Origin of the sequence: Candidatus Marimicrobium litorale, assembly GCF_026262645.1 — a bacterium.
GTDB classification, from domain to species: Bacteria; Pseudomonadota; Gammaproteobacteria; order Pseudomonadales; family Halieaceae; genus Marimicrobium; species Marimicrobium litorale.
Window position 1 is genome coordinate 196,043 of record NZ_SHNO01000001.1, and the last position, 16,139, is coordinate 212,181.

Annotated in this window: 14 protein-coding genes; 10 read left to right on the top strand and 4 right to left on the bottom strand. The window is 52.0% G+C overall.

What is annotated here, in order from left to right; genetic code table 11:
• Positions 1 to 26: 26 nt before the first annotated feature.
• Both EYC82_RS00920 and EYC82_RS00925 read right to left on the bottom strand, forming a co-directional pair.
• A complete protein-coding gene (locus EYC82_RS00920; RefSeq protein WP_279247672.1) occupies positions 27 to 821 on the bottom strand; it encodes a hypothetical protein in 795 nt (264 codons plus the stop codon).
• 22 nt (positions 822 to 843) lie between these two features.
• Positions 844 to 1,857 (bottom strand): glycosyltransferase family 2 protein, encoded by a 1,014-nt coding sequence (locus tag EYC82_RS00925; RefSeq protein WP_279247673.1) that lies wholly within the window; start codon positions 1,855 to 1,857, stop codon positions 844 to 846.
• Positions 1,858 to 2,083: 226 nt separating this feature from the next.
• On the opposite strand from EYC82_RS00925, the gene EYC82_RS00930 reads away from it, so the two are divergent.
• From EYC82_RS00930 to EYC82_RS00955, 6 genes are all read left to right on the top strand, one after another.
• Positions 2,084 to 2,980: an FkbM family methyltransferase gene (locus EYC82_RS00930; protein ID WP_279247674.1), complete on the top strand. Its 897-nt coding sequence runs from the start codon at positions 2,084 to 2,086 to the stop codon at positions 2,978 to 2,980.
• 125 nt (positions 2,981 to 3,105) lie between these two features.
• The gene (locus EYC82_RS00935) at positions 3,106 to 4,572 is read left to right on the top strand and encodes a lipopolysaccharide biosynthesis protein (protein ID WP_279247675.1); all 1,467 of its coding nucleotides are present in this window, start codon (positions 3,106 to 3,108) and stop codon (positions 4,570 to 4,572) included.
• A 51-nt stretch (positions 4,573 to 4,623) separates the two neighbouring features.
• Complete coding sequence (locus tag EYC82_RS00940) at positions 4,624 to 6,369, top strand: arsenate reductase/protein-tyrosine-phosphatase family protein (protein ID WP_279247676.1); 1,746 nt, start codon at positions 4,624 to 4,626, stop codon at positions 6,367 to 6,369.
• A 5-nt stretch (positions 6,370 to 6,374) separates the two neighbouring features.
• Positions 6,375 to 7,184: a hypothetical protein gene (locus EYC82_RS00945; protein WP_279247677.1), complete on the top strand. Its 810-nt coding sequence runs from the start codon at positions 6,375 to 6,377 to the stop codon at positions 7,182 to 7,184.
• A 35-nt stretch (positions 7,185 to 7,219) separates the two neighbouring features.
• A complete protein-coding gene (locus tag EYC82_RS00950; protein WP_279247678.1) occupies positions 7,220 to 8,041 on the top strand; it encodes a hydrolase 2, exosortase A system-associated in 822 nt (273 codons plus the stop codon).
• The gene (locus EYC82_RS00955; protein WP_279247679.1) at positions 8,038 to 8,931 is read left to right on the top strand and encodes a hydrolase 1, exosortase A system-associated; all 894 of its coding nucleotides are present in this window, start codon (positions 8,038 to 8,040) and stop codon (positions 8,929 to 8,931) included. Before EYC82_RS00950 ends, EYC82_RS00955 begins: the two co-directional genes overlap by 4 nt.
• A gap of 29 nt (positions 8,932 to 8,960) precedes the next feature.
• Here EYC82_RS00955 and EYC82_RS00960 read toward each other — a convergent pair whose 3' ends face one another.
• Positions 8,961 to 10,112: a GNAT family N-acetyltransferase gene (locus tag EYC82_RS00960; RefSeq protein WP_279247680.1), complete on the bottom strand. Its 1,152-nt coding sequence runs from the start codon at positions 10,110 to 10,112 to the stop codon at positions 8,961 to 8,963.
• A 111-nt stretch (positions 10,113 to 10,223) separates the two neighbouring features.
• Between EYC82_RS00960 and EYC82_RS00965 the strand changes: the two genes are divergently transcribed.
• Genes EYC82_RS00965 through EYC82_RS00975 form a run of 3 tightly spaced genes read left to right on the top strand, consistent with a single transcriptional unit; the run spans position 10,224 to position 12,136 of the window.
• A complete protein-coding gene (locus EYC82_RS00965) occupies positions 10,224 to 10,472 on the top strand; it encodes an acyl carrier protein (protein ID WP_279247681.1) in 249 nt (82 codons plus the stop codon).
• A 3-nt stretch (positions 10,473 to 10,475) separates the two neighbouring features.
• Positions 10,476 to 11,300, top strand: coding sequence for a hydrolase 2, exosortase A system-associated (locus EYC82_RS00970; protein ID WP_279247682.1), 825 nt, complete (start codon positions 10,476 to 10,478; stop codon positions 11,298 to 11,300).
• The gene (locus EYC82_RS00975; RefSeq protein WP_279247683.1) at positions 11,297 to 12,136 is read left to right on the top strand and encodes a hydrolase 1, exosortase A system-associated; all 840 of its coding nucleotides are present in this window, start codon (positions 11,297 to 11,299) and stop codon (positions 12,134 to 12,136) included. Before EYC82_RS00970 ends, EYC82_RS00975 begins: the two co-directional genes overlap by 4 nt.
• On the opposite strand, the gene EYC82_RS00980 is transcribed toward EYC82_RS00975, so the two are convergent.
• A complete protein-coding gene (locus tag EYC82_RS00980; protein WP_279247684.1) occupies positions 12,133 to 14,031 on the bottom strand; it encodes an asparagine synthetase B family protein in 1,899 nt (632 codons plus the stop codon). The two genes, EYC82_RS00975 and EYC82_RS00980, sit on opposite strands and share 4 nt — an antisense overlap.
• 535 nt (positions 14,032 to 14,566) lie before the next feature.
• Between EYC82_RS00980 and EYC82_RS00985 the strand changes: the two genes are divergently transcribed.
• Positions 14,567 to 16,126, top strand: coding sequence for an MBOAT family O-acyltransferase (locus EYC82_RS00985; RefSeq protein WP_279247685.1), 1,560 nt, complete (start codon positions 14,567 to 14,569; stop codon positions 16,124 to 16,126).
• The last annotated feature ends 13 nt before the right edge of the window (positions 16,127 to 16,139 follow it).

Here is a 16,139-nt window from a genome sequence, read left to right on the forward strand (position 1 = left end):
GGTAGTAATATACTATAAAGGCGGGCCTATGGGGTACCGGGCAATGCCTTGTCATTGTTGCTCAGGCTTTGGGCCGCACTGCTACTTGTCAGGGTGTTGCGCGCGGCGAGATAGGCTGCCGTGGCCCTTTCTATCATGTCCTCGTCCAGTTGCGCGCGTACCCTGTTCGCCTCTGGCTTTATAATAGTGCCTGCCTCGAGTTTGGCAGAGGTATCACCGTAGCGCTTTTTTGATGTATTCCTCTGCTTGTCGTAGTGGGTTGAGAGTGGTGTTTCGAGACCTAACCAGTCGCTAAGACTTTCAAGGCACGCGCCGGCGTTTTCTACGAGCGTTTCCGCGTCCAGATAGTAGAAGGGTTGTTCCATGTTTGCGGCGATGTCACTCAAGGCTGTCAGTCGATTGATGTAGTAATCCAGCGCGTAGTCGGGAGAATTGAATTCGTTGGTAGGGTCCACCTGTTGGTAGAGCGTTACGATACTGGGGAGTGTATCCCTGGGGTGACGTAAGCTGAAGATGGTCCGGGTATTGGGGCGCAACAGAACGCTGGGTGAAACTGCGTGATCGTTATGCAGGACCTTATCGAACATGTAGGAAAATCCTGTCTTTACCTCTTCATCCTTGAAATAAAGTAGTTTCTGTCGCAGGAGGCTCTTCCAGCTGTAGTAGCCGATATGCATTTCGTAGTAGCCGCAGACGGCGGGGTTCGACCCGATAATATGGCCGAACAGGCTGGTATAAGCCCGCATATGGCTTAGTAGCAGGATATGCTGTTTTGGTAGGAGAACCCTGAGCAATTGCAGCGGGTCTGTCAGAGAAGGCAAGTATTACTCCGTTACGGCCGTGTCACGGTGCCTCGCTATGCGTTTCATCCTTGCCAGCCCAGGTCATTACAACGAGATACAAGGTATACGCTAACCAGCGTAAGTTAAAGCCGTTGCAGAGTGCCGCTCTGGCGTAATGAGCTGCACCGCGGAATTGCTTGTTCTGTGCCAGGATGTGCGCGGCATGCTTGAGTTCATACATTTTCGCCTTGCAGCAAAAGCGCACAACCTCCGGTTTGCGGCTGAGGGAAATACCCTTGTCCAACACGCGGAGTTGGTAGAGCTTCTTCTCGATCATAGGGCTGACCGTGGACATATTGCTTTTCTTGCTGACATCAGGGATGTTATGCAGCGATACAAAGCGTGTGCTGTAGAGCATCACCCTGGCCGCATCAATAGAGCGGATATAAATATCCCGATCGTTCTCATAGCGGATAGTTTCGTCCATGCCGCCTCGTGACAGGTAGAAGTCGCGATTAAACACGCTGCAGTTAAGGTGAGCGAAACCTCCGCTTGACAGCAAAAAAGCGGCGTCGACAAAGTAGCTGTCCTCAACGTGCTGGTTTTTTGGGTCGACCTTCTCGATCAGGTCGTCAATCCAGACATGCTCTCCCTTAACGTTGCCGTCGAAGAATACAGCTTTCTGGTTGCTATAGTATACGTCGACAGACTCATTCGAATTGGTAATGCAATTGTATGCGCGTTGGAGATGCTCTGGATCTGCCCATTGATCATCATCATCAAGAAAGCATAAGTACTGTCCTGCTGATCGGTGCACGCCGGTATTCATAGCGTAACTTTGCCCGTGACCCATGGCCCGGTGCTGGAGGTGATAAAAAGCGATTCCTTCGTACTGGCGCTCCAGTTCTCTGTAATCTTCCAGATTGGAGTCTTCAGAGCCATCGATGACAACAATGACCTCCTTATTGATAAATGTTTGCTCCAGCACTGATTGCAGTGCGATTTGAAAGAGTTCTGGCCTGTCCCGGGTGGACAGGATGATGGAGAAAAACGGTGATTTATTGTTTGGCGTCACGTGGCCCCTGGTCGTTTAAACGGAATCGGGATGTCTGTTGTTATAGTCCCTTGCTCTCCGTGGCCTATACCGCTTGTGCGCCCGAGAGAGGAAATCCTGCGGTTGTCAGGTGTAATCTTAGAAACTCGAGCAGAGTGGGTCAACCACTTCTTCCGGCATTTACTTGCAGCATGACAGGCAATATAGTGATTAGCGTCATCTATGTGGAAATTCGGGGAGGAGGCGATTGCAGAATATAATTCCGGGGGATTCAGAGCCTGACTACCCCTTCCTGTTTCGTATTGCGCGCACGTTTTACGCCTTGCTGTCAGGGTATCGTGGCGAGTTTTTCCTCTACTCCCTGCTCGGCAAACTGAACCAACTGGAGAGGGCTGGCCGTTTTCAGTACTTTTCTGGCGTTATCTATATTCCGCTCAGAGTTCCTGAGACCCTATACATACAAGATTTTTCGTTGTTTCAGGGCTTACGTGAGGTGCATTTTGCTCATCAGATTAACCAGCAGTTCGATGAGTTTGTGCTGTTGGACTGCGGGGGTTATTTCGGTCAGGTAAGTATGCGTATTGCCGCACTGTGCCCCGGTCTGCGCAAAACCCTCCTTTTTGACCCCAATGCCGAAAACTGTGTGTACTCCACCGCGAACCTGGAACTGACTGGACACCCCTTCAGCGTGATTAATGCCGCTGTTTCCGACTTTTCGGGAGGAGCAACCCTGATTTTTCCTGAGGGCCCCCACGTCCCTGACTCTGCCTATATCGAGAAAACTGAGGATGGCGATATCCCCGTGGTACGGCTAGATGACGTCGAAGTGCAGCATAATGAGAACCTGAAGGGGAAAAATCTCGCTATAAAACTTGACGTAGAAGGCCAGGAATTAGCGGCAGTTATCGGAGGGCAAAATCTTATAAAACAGGCAGGCGGAGTGTGTTATTTCATGGAATTGCATCCGGGCGTGCTGAAAAGAACGGGGCAGACGGCCGAGGCCCTTTTGCAGTCGGTCTCTAAAATAAGGCCTACGGATTGGTATCTGGCCGATCAACCGGAGCTCAAACTGGATCCGGCGAGACCTATATTCCCTCAAATCGGTCAGGAAAGAATCTGTGATGTAATCGGGGTCGCTTCATAGGTTGGTAGGCCTGCGTGAACAGGGCTGTATACTGTGTGAAAGCCCGCAAAGCTTGGGCCCGGGTGTCCTGCACTCTATTAACAATAAAATAACCAGTAAAGCTCCGGATAAATAGACCGTACACTATGGCCGCAGAGGAACTCAATGAGTCAAATTTAGTGGAAAAGGCGATGTCGGCTTTCCGCTGGGTTGCGGCGTTGCGTTTTCTCGGGCAGATGGTCAGCTGGCTGTCCACTATTTTTGTCATTCGGTTCCTTGCGCCAGAAGATTACGGAATCATTAGCCTTGCCGAAGTGTTAAGAACATTTCTCGTTTTTTTCTCTGTAATGGGGTTGGGGCAGGGCTTGATGAAGGTCAAGGACCTGACCCCTCAGTTGGTTCAAAAAACGCTGGGCCTGATGGTCCTAATCAATGTATCTCTGTTTGTCCTGCAATTTTTCTCTGCGCCTTATATAGCGCGTTTTTATGCAACGCCAGAGTTGGAGTTAGTACTGCAGGTGCTCGCCTTTAGTTATCTGTTTATTCCCTGGACATCGATTCCCTCTTCGTTGATTGCCCGGGAGCTAGACCACAAGCGGACCTCGCAGGTCACGCTAGTGTCAAATGTGTTGGCTTCTGCCTTAAGTCTGACGCTTGCTTATATGGGTTACGGTTACTGGGCGTTGGTAGCGGCGATTATTTTCACTATGGTTTTCAACTGTGTCTGTTTTAACCTGATCCTTTCTTACCCCCGTATCCCGTCCTTCCATTTTAAGGGTACGAGAGAGGTATTCAGCTTCGGTGCCTTTATCGCTATGTCGGACATTTTTTACGTGGCGTACAATAAAGTCGATGTGGCTGTAGCAGGCAAGTACTTCACAATCGCAGAAGTCGGTTTTTATGGCGTGGCACTCCAGCTCGCGACTATGCTCATGTCCAAGAGCATTCCTTTGTTCAATGTCGTTGCCTTTCCCGCCTTCGCCCGCATGAATGCGATATCGGGCGATAGTAATGAATACCTTGTGACGACTCTTCGATTTGCTGCCACGATGGTGTTCCCAGTTTTTTTTGGGGTCGCGATGGTGGGCGAAGATCTTATCCTGCTCGTGCTCGGAACTAACTGGGTGCAGATTTCCGGTATTTTCACCTTATTGGTGATAAGCGTGCCCGTAAGAATTCTTGCTTATGTAATAACGCCTGCCATTCTTGCCGCGGGCGGTGCCCGGCTCGATATGATCAATTCCCTGATCACGTTGGCCTTTCTGACCGCGGCGATTGTTGTCTTGTTGCCGATGGGGCTGGAGGGGGTGGCTATAGCGTGGAGCCTTGCATCTCTCTGCCTGTTTGGTGTCACGGTAGTGCGCGGTGGCCGACTGTTGGAATTACCGGTCAAGAGGGTGATGGGCGCTGCGGCGCCCGCTTTGATGTCATCGATCGTGATGTGTCTTTCCATCTATTTCGTAAATCTGCAGCTTCCGGACGTATCGCCGATTTTCTCGCTTTACAAAATCCCCCTTGGAATGTGCGTTTATATTGCCTTCAGCTGGCTGGTGTTCAGGAGTAGTAGCGAAGAACTGATTCGTGTGACACTTCGCCTTATGGGGCGTACCTAATGCGAGTGGTATCAATCAACGTGCTAACTAAGCTGAAGGTCATGGCGAATTATGAGTGATGGCAAACGCTACAGGGTGCTGGTGCTGGACGCGGATATGATCCCCGCTCTGACCGTCTCCCGGTCGCTGGCGCAGCGGGGGTGCCACGTCTATCTGGCAGGTCATGTGGAGCGCCCCTTGGCGAGCCGCTCCAATGCGATAGACACCTATTACCAGTATCCAGACCCACTGCAGTCTACGAATTTGTTTGTCGAATGGCTGCTCGCGCATGTTGAGTCGAACGAATACGATCTCGTTGTCCCGGTGACCGAGCGCGTGGTGGTGCCTTTGTCGCGCAATATCGAAAAGTTTTCCCGGATAAAAATTGCTCTGCCTTCAAGAGAGAGTCTGGAGGTCGCTCTAGACAAATCTCGAACGCTCACGCTAGCGAAAAAGGTTGGGGTACCCTGCCCACATAGCGTGACAGTATCGACAGTAGAGCAGTTGTCGGCAGCGGCCGCGACACTGAATTTTCCGGTTGTGATCAAGCCCTCACGTTCGATTGCTGTCGCTGCTAGTGGTTCCAGTCAGCTTCAGGTCAGTTATGCCTTTGATCTTTCTGAACTGGAATCTGGTTGCGAGCATGCGCTAAAATTTGGCCCGGTTATTTTGCAGGAGTATTTCGCTGGCGATGGAGTCGGGATTGAGTTGATAGCTAAGCAGGGGGAAATTATTTATTCTTTCCAGCATCTCAGATTGCACGAGGTGCCACTCACCGGGGGCGGCAGTAGCTTACGAAAAAGTGTGCCGGTCATGCCAGATTTGCTCGAGGCATCCAGAAAACTTATCTCGGCTCTTGGCTGGAATGGCGTTGCCATGGTCGAGTTCAAGCATAATCCGCGCTCTGATAAGTTTTGTCTTATGGAAATCAACGGCAGGTTCTGGGGTTCGCTGCCCCTGGCTGCCGCGGCAGGAGCGGATTTCCCGGCCATGCTTTTCGACCTGGAAGTGAAGGGTGCGGTTGGTGCATATCCACCCTATCGCAATAACGTCTACTGTCGCCTGTTGTCGCGCGATATGCACTGGTACGAGGCGATCCTTCGCTCAGACGCAGATACTCGAATCGTCAATGTGCCGGATGCCGCTGGTGTGCTGAAGGGACTTGGTTTATTTCTCCATCCAAGGCATCGTTACGATGTTCAGAGTTTGCTCGATCCTCTGCCCGGACTAATCGATATCGGGCAAATGCTAAAAATATACTACAGTCGCGCGCTTGCCTTTCTCGATGAGTTAAAATTTCGCGGTCAACAAAGAAAAGCTTGGAGTAGTGGAGAGGTAGCCGCGGCAATTTCTAGTGCGCGGTCGATACTGTTTTTATGTTACGGCAATATAAACCGCAGTGCGCTCGCGGATGTTTTGGTGCGCGCATATGCTGAGGACTCGGGGATCGTAGTGGCATCCGCTGGCTTTCATGATGAAGAAGGGCGACCTGCAGACCCTGTTATGGTCGAGGTGGCGGCTCAGTTTGATCTTGAGCTCGGCAATTTACGCTCATCCTGTGTGACGCCTCAGCAACTGCGCGATAGCGATGTCATATTCGTTATGGAGAAGCGGCACTATGATAAGCTGTTAGACATGGACATTGGGTTATCGAAAAAGATATTCCTGCTGGGTGCACATCACGGTGGAACGAGTCGATCGGTAGAGATCGAGGATCCCTATGGTCGAGCGCAGGACGTCTATCTGGCGTGTTATGAGCAGGTTGTCGAGGCGGTAGATCAAATCAAGAGCGTTATCGCGCTGCAAGTCGGCGAGTAGAATAAGTGACATATGCGGAAGGTGATTCGGTGAACGCTACGCTGGACAATAAGCGAATCGTGATCGGCTTGGGCTCCGGCAGATCGGGTACGGCTTCTCTCACCTCGCTTATTGACCGTCAGGCAGGTGGTCTTTGCTTTCATGAAATGAATCCGTCATCTGCTGTCTTCAGTGGCAATCCACAGCCTCATGTGAACGCGGTTGAGGAGTTTCGCCGTGTGCTTGATGGGGGTATTCGATCGCGCTTGTGCATCGACTATTCCAGGCCTTCCTCGGTAGAGACTTACCAGAGACTGCAGCACATGCCACAACTGAATATTGTGGGTGATATCGCATTTTACTATCTCAATTATGTGGATGATCTGCTGGAGGCAGCGCCGGAATGTGTATTCGTCTGTATCAAGCGTGACAGGGCGAAAACAGTATCCAGCTGGCTGCGGAAGTCCACGATATTGCGCTGGCGTTCACTATGGCTGGCTGACAGGATAAAGGCCTTGTTAACACGAACTCCGTTTTACACAGAGTATAATTATTGGCAGGAGCATGACGGAGGTCGTTGGAAGAATGATCTAGTCTGGGACAGCTGCTTTCCCAAATTCGATGCGGCGTCCAAGGAAGAGGCAATCGGCATGTATTGGGATTTCTATTACCTGGAGGCAGCGCGCTTGCAGGAACTGCATCCAGACCGTTTCAGGATATTCGATGTGGAAGATCTCGGAAACCCCGAGGGCCAACGGCGTGTTCTCTCGTTCATTGGGTTGGCTGAGATTGATATGGTCTGCAGCGAGGAGTTGCACCTGCATCGTCTCACTTAGGGCGGGCTGTTAGTAAATTCAGGAATACGCGCTTGATGAGCAAGACGGAAGTAACAATAGAGCCTCGTTTCATGGGTCCCGCGGGTGCCCGTTTTTTTACCACACGATTTTCCTGTGGCGGGTCTCGCGGAAATATTGTATTTATTCCTCCGTTTGCGGAGGAGATGAACCGCTGTCGGGCATTGGTGGCTACTCAGGCACGCAGTTTCGCTCGCTCTGGTTATGACTGCACATTAATCGATTTTTTTGGTACGGGAGATAGCGACGGAGAGCTGGCCGACTGTACTCTGGCGGTCTGGTACGACAATATTCGTGCAGCAATTGAGAGCGCGCAACTCGAGTCGGATGCTCCCGTTACCCTGTGGGGCTTGCGTCTTGGCGGTTTATTTGCATTGGATTATGCGTCTAAAAACCGGGGCTCGATCAGGGATATCATCTTGTGGCAACCCGTCAACGCCGCCAAGGTGTATGTCACCCAGATGCTTCGGCAACGTGTTGCTTCTTTGATGGTAAGAGATCTACCTCCAGAGACAACTACGGAAATTAGAAAGAGATTGGACGAGGGCGAGATTGTAGAGATTGCTGGCTACGAGGTAGGAGGCGCGCTGTTGAATGATATAGAAAAAATTGACGTTGCCGCCATTACCGAGCCGTGCTCGGGCGATGTGTTCTGGCTGGAACACGTTATGGAAAAGGGCAAGGATATCGGCGTGGCTTCGCGCAGGGCAGTAGATCAGTTGTCCGATTCCGGAGTGCCGGTCGATGTCCAGACCTTCGCCGACCCCCCTATTTGGTTGATTCATGAGAGAGATTTTGCGCCACAATTGCTGGCAGCCACGGATAGCCTGCTGCCATGAGCGATACCGCATTAAATGCCGGCGATGTCAGAGAAACGCCTATCGTTTTCCCCTGTGACGGGGACTCTCTGGTGGGTATTGTGCACCGGCCGAAAAATCCGCTGGAATACGGTTTAGTCACTATTGTGGCGGGTGGCCCGCAATATCGCGCTGGGGTAGGGCGAGGCATGGTCAATACGGCGCGTTTTCTCGCAGACCGCGGTGTGGCGGTGTTGCGCTTCGACTATCGAGGTCTGGGTGACAGTGGCGGCGATTTCCTCGGCTTTGAGCATATTGAGCAGGATATCGAGGCTGCCGTGTCTTTGCTCCAGCGCGAAGTACCGGAGGTGAAAAAGGTCGTATTGTGGGGTGGTTGTGATGCGGCATCAGGCGCCATGATTCACAGTTGGAAGATTCCCGGGGCAAAGAGTCTGGTGCTTGGAAATCCCTGGGTGACTACTCACGAAACGCACGCGGCTGCGATGAAACACCACTATCTCAGTAGGCTGCGCGAACCTTCTTTTTGGCGCAAGCTCTTTCGTCTCGACTATGACCTGCTGGCTTACGCCCGAGCGGGCCTGAAAAAAGCAGGTCTTCGTGTCGCCCGTATCGTCAGGTCACCTTCGGATGAGGCGGCGAACGTGGGTGCGGATAACTTCGTCGATAGCATGCTGGCAGGCCTGGAGCGCTACGAAGGCCCTGTATTGTTTCTTGTTAGTGGCCAGAGCGTGGCAAGCCGTGAGTTTGATGAGTTAATTAATCAGGATGAACGTTGGAGAGCGGCCTGTGGTCGGTCGCTGCACAAACGGGTTGATTTTCCCGCGGCGGACCAGACCTTTTCGGACAAGAATTCCCGGGAGCGGGTTAACCAAACAATTCTCGACTGGATACTGGAGCTTACTAGACGGTAGCACGCCGGGCGGTGTTCGCCTATTGGTTGTTATTTAAAACGCCGCTTCAACGTATGCCCAAGCTGTAGCGCGCGGCCCCGCAGGGTTCTTGGATTGTAGGCGGCTACGCCCTTGCGCTCCCCGCGATGAGACATCCAGTCTTTCTTGTAGTCGTCATCGCCGGTCAGAAAGTCTACTGTTGCAATGTGGTCCTGATCGATAGCGCGCTCCAGCATAAACGCTGAGAGTACGGTTCCCGGTGACAGATGCGCATACTCATCTAGATGGGCGAGCTTGTAAATATAGGCGACGCCACCCGACACCAGCCAGACTTGGCTCGCAACAGGAATGTCGTCATAGTAGGCAAGCCCTAGTCGCAGCCAATCACGTCGAGCGGACAGGCGGATTAACTCTGGCATAAACGCGTCAAAGGGTTCGTTGGTCTTCCAGCTGCGCTCGTAAATCGAAACAAAGGCCTTGATACCGTACTCCACTTGCTCGCCTCCGTGCAGTACCTCCATGCGCCCCCTGTCGTGCTTGAAAAAACTACGTGTCTTGCGGTTTATCGTATTACTGAGCCGGCTTGGGCGATTAGAAAGATAGGTCTGAAAGGGGGCGTCCTCCAGAGAGTGCGTCCAGTTGGCGAAACAGGCGTAGTGGTGGACGCCAGTCCAGCCGGCGTCCTCAAGCAGTGCGGCCACCTCTGCGAAAAAAGGCGTCTGGCTGTCTATCGGCGATAGAGTCAGAGCAGTAAACCGCTCCCGATCTGCGAGGAACCGTAACAAGGCTACCAGGAGTGGTCTTGAAGAGTCGGACTGTATGACCGGCGTATAAGTAGATGTATAAAAATTGGCCAGCGCATGGGCTTGCCCCGTGCGACCGTCTAGTTTTAGTGGCAATGCAACCAAGTCTCCGGGACCACGTCTAGCTACGTAAAGCGCGGCGCTCTCATGACCGGTCAGGGCAGTGCGGACAAGGTTGTCGAGCCAGTCGAGACCGAACTGAGGATTGTCACACTCGTGCCGCGAAAAGGCAGCGTGCAGATCCTCGGCCAAGTTTTTGCTTGGCAGGAGTATTTTCTTGATCTCGACTGGATTATTGTTTTGTGGCAACCAGAGTGCGCCGGTGCGGGGCTCAGCGTTTACTATCGGGCAAACGTTCAGAATTCGCAAGGCCCTTGCCGATAATGCTGTGTTGTTCACAATTCTGTCTTGAGAACAATTACTTACAGGGTTAGCATAGCGAAGTGTGCGCTATTCGGTCCTGACTCACATTCTCTATTATTGGGTCGACAATCGGCAGTGGTTTGGTTTATGGATATTCAGTCTGATGTTATTGCTATATTACAGTCCACTCTGGGCGTGCCAGAGGGCGCCATAGCGCCTCACCCGGATACGCCGGTATTGGGCGCGATTCCCGAAATGGATTCTATGTCGGTGGTCGGTATTCTCGCCAGTCTCGAAGAACAGTATGGCATCATGGTTGATGACGATGAGATCGACGCGGATGTTTTCGCCACTGTGGGTAGCCTGACCAGTTTTGTGGCGTCCAAGCTCGGATAAATCATGGGATCGAGGAAATACAGTATAGACGCTGATTTTCTCGAGCATCAGGGGCGAAACCTGTTCCACCTTCTTTTGCGTCCCTCTGACGTAGCGCCCCGCGGTTCCATACTGTTCCTGCCGCCTTTTGCTGAAGAGATGCACAAGTCCCGGGATGTGGTCGCGTCCCAGGCGCGTCTTTTTGCCGCGCAAGGCTACAACGTGCTGCTGCTCGATCTTACCGGATGCGGGGACAGTAGCGGTGATTTTGCGGATGCGTCATGGCAGTTATGGCTGGAAGATGCCATCGCTGGCATTGACCGGCTGTCATCAATATCTCAGGCGCCGCTGACGTTATGGGGCCTGCGTATGGGCGCTCTGCTGGCCTGTGATCTCGCCGTGCGCCTATCTCGTGTGAATCAATTGGTGTTGTGGCAGCCAGTATTAAATGGCGAGCAGCATCTCGACCAGTTCCTTCGCATGCGCACCGTGCTAACCGGCTTGGGTCAGGGCGAGCGGTTCGATCGTAAGTCCCTTTGGGATGAGTTGCGCGCCGGACATTCGCTGGAAATTGCGGGCTATGAACTGTCCTCTCGTATGGCGGTGGAAATGGCTCGTGTCAGGCTGCATGATCTCTGTCCCGCTTGTGAGGTGTCATGGTATGAAATTGGGCGCTCTACTGGCGCGGGCCTTGGCATGGCCAGTGAAAATGTTGTGCGCGCTTGGCGTGGGCAAGGCGTCAAAGTGACGGCATCTGAAGTGCCGGGGGAGCCTTTTTGGCGTGTCGTGAAAGGAGAGGTAAATCCCGCTTTAGAAGACGCGACGCTCAAGAATATGCAATCCGCATGAGCGAATATACGGAGAGCGGTGTCGTATTCGACCGGGGAGAGGATCGCCTCGTGGGTGTTGTGGCGCAACCCGAGGTTCAATCGGATATCGGCGTTTTGATTTTGGTGGGTGGGCCGCAATACCGTGTGGGAAGTCACCGTCAATTTACCCAATTGGCGAGAAGCCTGGCTGAGGCTGGTATCGCCTCGTTTCGGTTCGACTTCGCTGGAATGGGCGATAGCGAGGGCGTACGTCAGGAGTTCAACCATACACTCGATGACGTACGTGCAGCGATCGACGCGTTTACCGGGCAAGTGCCGAGTGTTTCACGTGTCGTACTCTGGGGTCTGTGTGATGCCGCCTCGAGCGCGATGATTTATGCGCCGCATCACCCTCTGGTGTCTGGCTTGGTGTTGCTCAACCCATGGGTCCACAGTGGTGAATATGCACCAGAGGTCAAGTTGACTCATTTCTACAAACCGTTCCTGTCTAATGCATCGAGGTGGCGCAACCTCGTGGCACGCAAGGATATGATCTTCCCTACGATCAAGGAACTGAGCCGGGACATGCTGATGCTAATGAGTCGCAGGTCGTCGTTGGATGCTCAACCTTTTGTGCAGGAGATGTTAGAGGGTGTGCGTGCGTTTTCCCACGATGTGCTAATCGTATTGAGTGGGGCCGATCTTACCGCAAGTGAATTTTCGGCACTCATCGCAACGGACGCTGACTGGCGAGAAGTCAGTGCGAGGCCGTCAATTACAATCCACACGGTAGCGTCTGCTGACCACACGTTTTCCCGGGCAAGCTGGAAAAGCGAGGTCAATGCACTGACAATTAGCTGGTTGCACGAGCTCTAAAGAGGCAGCTGCGCTTTTGCAGATTCTCCTGCGGTATGTATATGATTGCCCGAGCGTTTTTCCATCCACAGCTCGAACACGGTGAGAATCCACACAAGCTCACCGTAGTATGCGGCGTGATCGCTCTGATGCATTTTGATGGTCTTGTCGATAAATTCTGGCCTGATATAGCGCCTCGCCTTGAGCTTGAGCAGGTTATCGTAAGCAAGCTCGCGCAGGGGCTTGTACGTTTGCATCCAGATGCCAAAAGGCAGGCCGAAGCCTTGCTTATTCTTGCTAATAGTCTCTTCAGGTAGCCAATCTTGCAGGGCGGATTTGAAGAAATGCCGTAAATCTCCACCCTTCATCTTCACTTTGCTGGGAACCCGGCAAGACAGTGCAACCAGACTGTCGTCAAGCATGGGGTAGGTTACGTTTACCCCCGCTAATGCGCAGGTGTGGCTGACCTTGCGCAGATCGTTGTCTGCCAATGTAATTTGCCAGTCAAGATACAGCATGCGGTTGAGGTCAGACGCGTCTGCCGGTCTGTGATAGATGGAGCGCAGTAGCTCTATGGGTGATTCGATGTCCACTTCGGACAAGAGGTCGTCTGAAAAAATTTCGGATACCGGGTGCCGGTGCAGAAAATTATAGCTCTGCAACCGGTCCGGCAGTGGCATATTGGCCTGTTCGATATAGCTTCGGGCCTTGCTAACCAACGGCAGGCCTCCGGGAGAAAATTTTAGCAGTGGCTCTAACAGGCCTCGACGAAGTGGCTCGGGCACCTTCTCGTAGTGTGCGAACACCTGTTGCTTTATGTAGCGTTCGTTGCCCGCGAATATTTCATCGCCGCCATCTCCGGCGAGAAGCGTATCCACGCCATTTTGCACCGCCATGCGTGCGCAAAAATAGGCTGGTAAAGCCGACGAATTACCAAAAGGTTCTTCGTAACTAGTTGCAATCAGGGGCAGCGCATCGACTACGTCCTGAGGCGTTACATAGTATTCGTTGAGTTTGACGCCAAAGTGCTTTGCGCTTATACGCGCATAGGCCATCTCGTCATAGCCCTCTGCGGAAAAGCCTATGGAGTACGCCTCCGCTTCTCCTTCACTGACCTCTGCGAGCATGCCAGTGACCGTGGTGCTATCCAGGCCGCCGCTTAAAAAGCAGCCGATCGTCCCGCTAGTAGGCATGCAGTTTTTTACCGCTTGTCTGAGCGTGCATTTCAGTTCGGCAGACAGCGACGTGGATGAGAGGTTGTTGGACTCGAAAAATCTCGGTTGCCAGTAGTTTTCCACACGGCATTGACCGCCTTGGTAAACGATATAGTGTGCGGCTGGGAGCTTTTTAAGCCCGTCATATATGGTTTCAGAGCAGGGCACCATATGAAAGTAGAGATAGTTATAGATGCCCTGATGAAGAAGCTTTTTTTCTCCGCGAATGGCAGACAACACGTCGTCAGCAGAAGTCCCGAAAGACAGACCCTCATTATTTTTTGCATAATAAATAGAGTGTTGCCCGAGACGATCGAGACCGATCAGTACGCGCTCCTGTTTTATGTCGACGATTACACAGCAGAAAGCACCTCGCAAATGGATAAATATTTTCTCGCCATATTCCTGATAACCTGCCGCCAGTGCTGCGGCCATCGTTTGAGACTTGGCGATCGTGGCGAGATTTTCATCGTCGAATCGGGCTTGCCCGTTTATGGCGACCGCGCCACCGCAGGGCAGCTTGGCGAGTGTACCGCTAACCCCCAGTTCATAACGTGCTCCGTCGGTGCCAGAGGCAGGAAGTAACGTTTTCGCGCTAATAGACAGAGAATGTGAGGCGCTGGCGGCGAAATAACCGAGCACCTTGTGATGCACAAGACCTTCTGCAACTTGCGCGCCAGCATTAGACCCAGTCTGTGTCATTAAGGTGAATCCGGTGTATCGATAAAGTATCATGCTACCACCAGACCTGCTCCAGAGTAAGCGTTCGACACATTTGGGTGTGCTTATATTGCTAGGGGGCATTTGTTATGCTCCCAGTTGAGCTCAAGCCCCGAGTGAGTGTCGGCCACAGGTTGGTCGGGAATTTTTAGAATGTATCAGGTTAGTTGGCTGGATTTTTTTACAACAGGCGCGGCCAATATCTCGCGGCGTCATTCTCCTATTGTTTCTGGCATACAGGGGGATGGATCATTCTTTTGGCTACGGTATTTCCGCATCTGAATCGCCCTGTGCGGCCCATAAGGACAGGCTCTATTTTGCAGCGAATATGGAAATAAAAGAGGCTCTCTTTATCAATCCGTGCGGCGTTAATTCTTTTGGGCATACGCTTGTAGAAGTTGCCGGCCGGCTGATTCCCGGGTTGGGGTGATCATGCACGGTGCGAGTGGACGGCAGGGAGTAGAATTTCGGGCGGTAAATCAGGAATGGTGCTGCGCGGTTCAGGAGTGTTCTAGAATTGCTGTTTAACTCATTTGAGTTTATTTTTCTTTTTTTCCCTCTTTGCGTGCTGGGCTACTTTCTTGTTGCGCGATTTTTATCGCTTGAAGCCGCGCTCGGCTTTCTTGTATTTGGCTCTTTGGTCTTTTATGCCTACTGGCAGCCAGTGTATTTATTGCTACTGCTCTTCTCGATAGGGTTTAACTTTTTTATCGGCAGGGCGTTGGCCAGACCAGACTGCGCAGGACGACGTAGTTGTCTGATATTTGGTGTATCGATTAATCTGGGCCTAATAGGTTACTTCAAGTACGCAAATTTCTTTGTGGACAATGTTAACAACGCGCTGCACACGAATTGGACTATCGAGCAGATTTTCTTGCCATTGGCAATCTCGTTTTTTACTTTCCAACAAATCGCCTATCTCGTTGATGCCTATCGGGGCAAGGTGAATGAATGCAGCCTATTACACTACTGTCTTTTTGTGAGTTTTTTTCCGCAACTTATCGCGGGGCCTATTGTTCGTCAGCAAGAGATAATTCCTCAATTCATGCGGTCTGAGAACATATCACCGCAGTGGTCTAACTTCGCGATCGGCGTTTCCATTTTCGCGATTGGCTTATTTAAAAAAACGGTTATCGCCGATAGTTTATCTGTTTACGTTGGTCCGGTATTTGACACGTCGCCGAACGTTCAAAACATTGATTTTTTTAGAGCATGGGGAGCGACACTGGCCTACACGTTTCAGCTTTATTTTGATTTTTCTGGATACTCCGATATGGCGGTTGGGGCTGCACGCGTTTTTGGTGTGCGGCTACCGGTAAATTTCTTTTCTCCCTATAAGTCCACTAGTATTATCGAATTCTGGCGGCGCTGGCACATTACCCTATCCCGGTTCCTGCGCGATTATCTTTACATCGGTCTCGGAGGAAACCGTAAGGGCAGGTGTCGTCGTTACGTGAATTTACTTCTTACTATGGTACTGGGAGGGCTCTGGCACGGTGCCGGATGGCCCTTTGTTGTTTGGGGCGGGCTGCACGCTATCTATTTAATGATTAACCATGCATGGCGCAGTCTACTGCGACGAACAGGGATGAATTTAAGTGCTAGTGTGCTGTACCAACGGCTTTGCTGGCTGGTCACTTTTAACGCGGTCGTTTTCGCCTGGGTCTATTTCCGTGCGCCCACCCTGGAGAAGGGCAATTCTATTACTCTGGCTATGTTAGGGGCGTCTGGCTTCGAAGTGCCAAAGGGGATTTTGGCGCGGGTGGGTGAGTTCAGTGCCGTGTTGGAGGCTGCAGGAGTGGGGTCTTCCTTTGGAGGTGGCGCGGTGTTGATGACGAATGTTCTATGGATTGTATTCGCCGGAACCATTGCGCTGTTGACTCCTAATGTGGCGCAGCTGTTCAGTAAGGTGGATCCGGTGTTATACGAGAACGATAATGTTTTTCGCAATACGCGCTCGGTGAGTCGTATGCGTTGGAGATATAGCAGTCTATGGGCGTTCGCGATCGCAGTGGCCGCAGTGGCCGGGGTGCTGACGCTACAACACGTCTCCGAATTCTTGTATTTTCAGTTCTGACATGACGGAACGT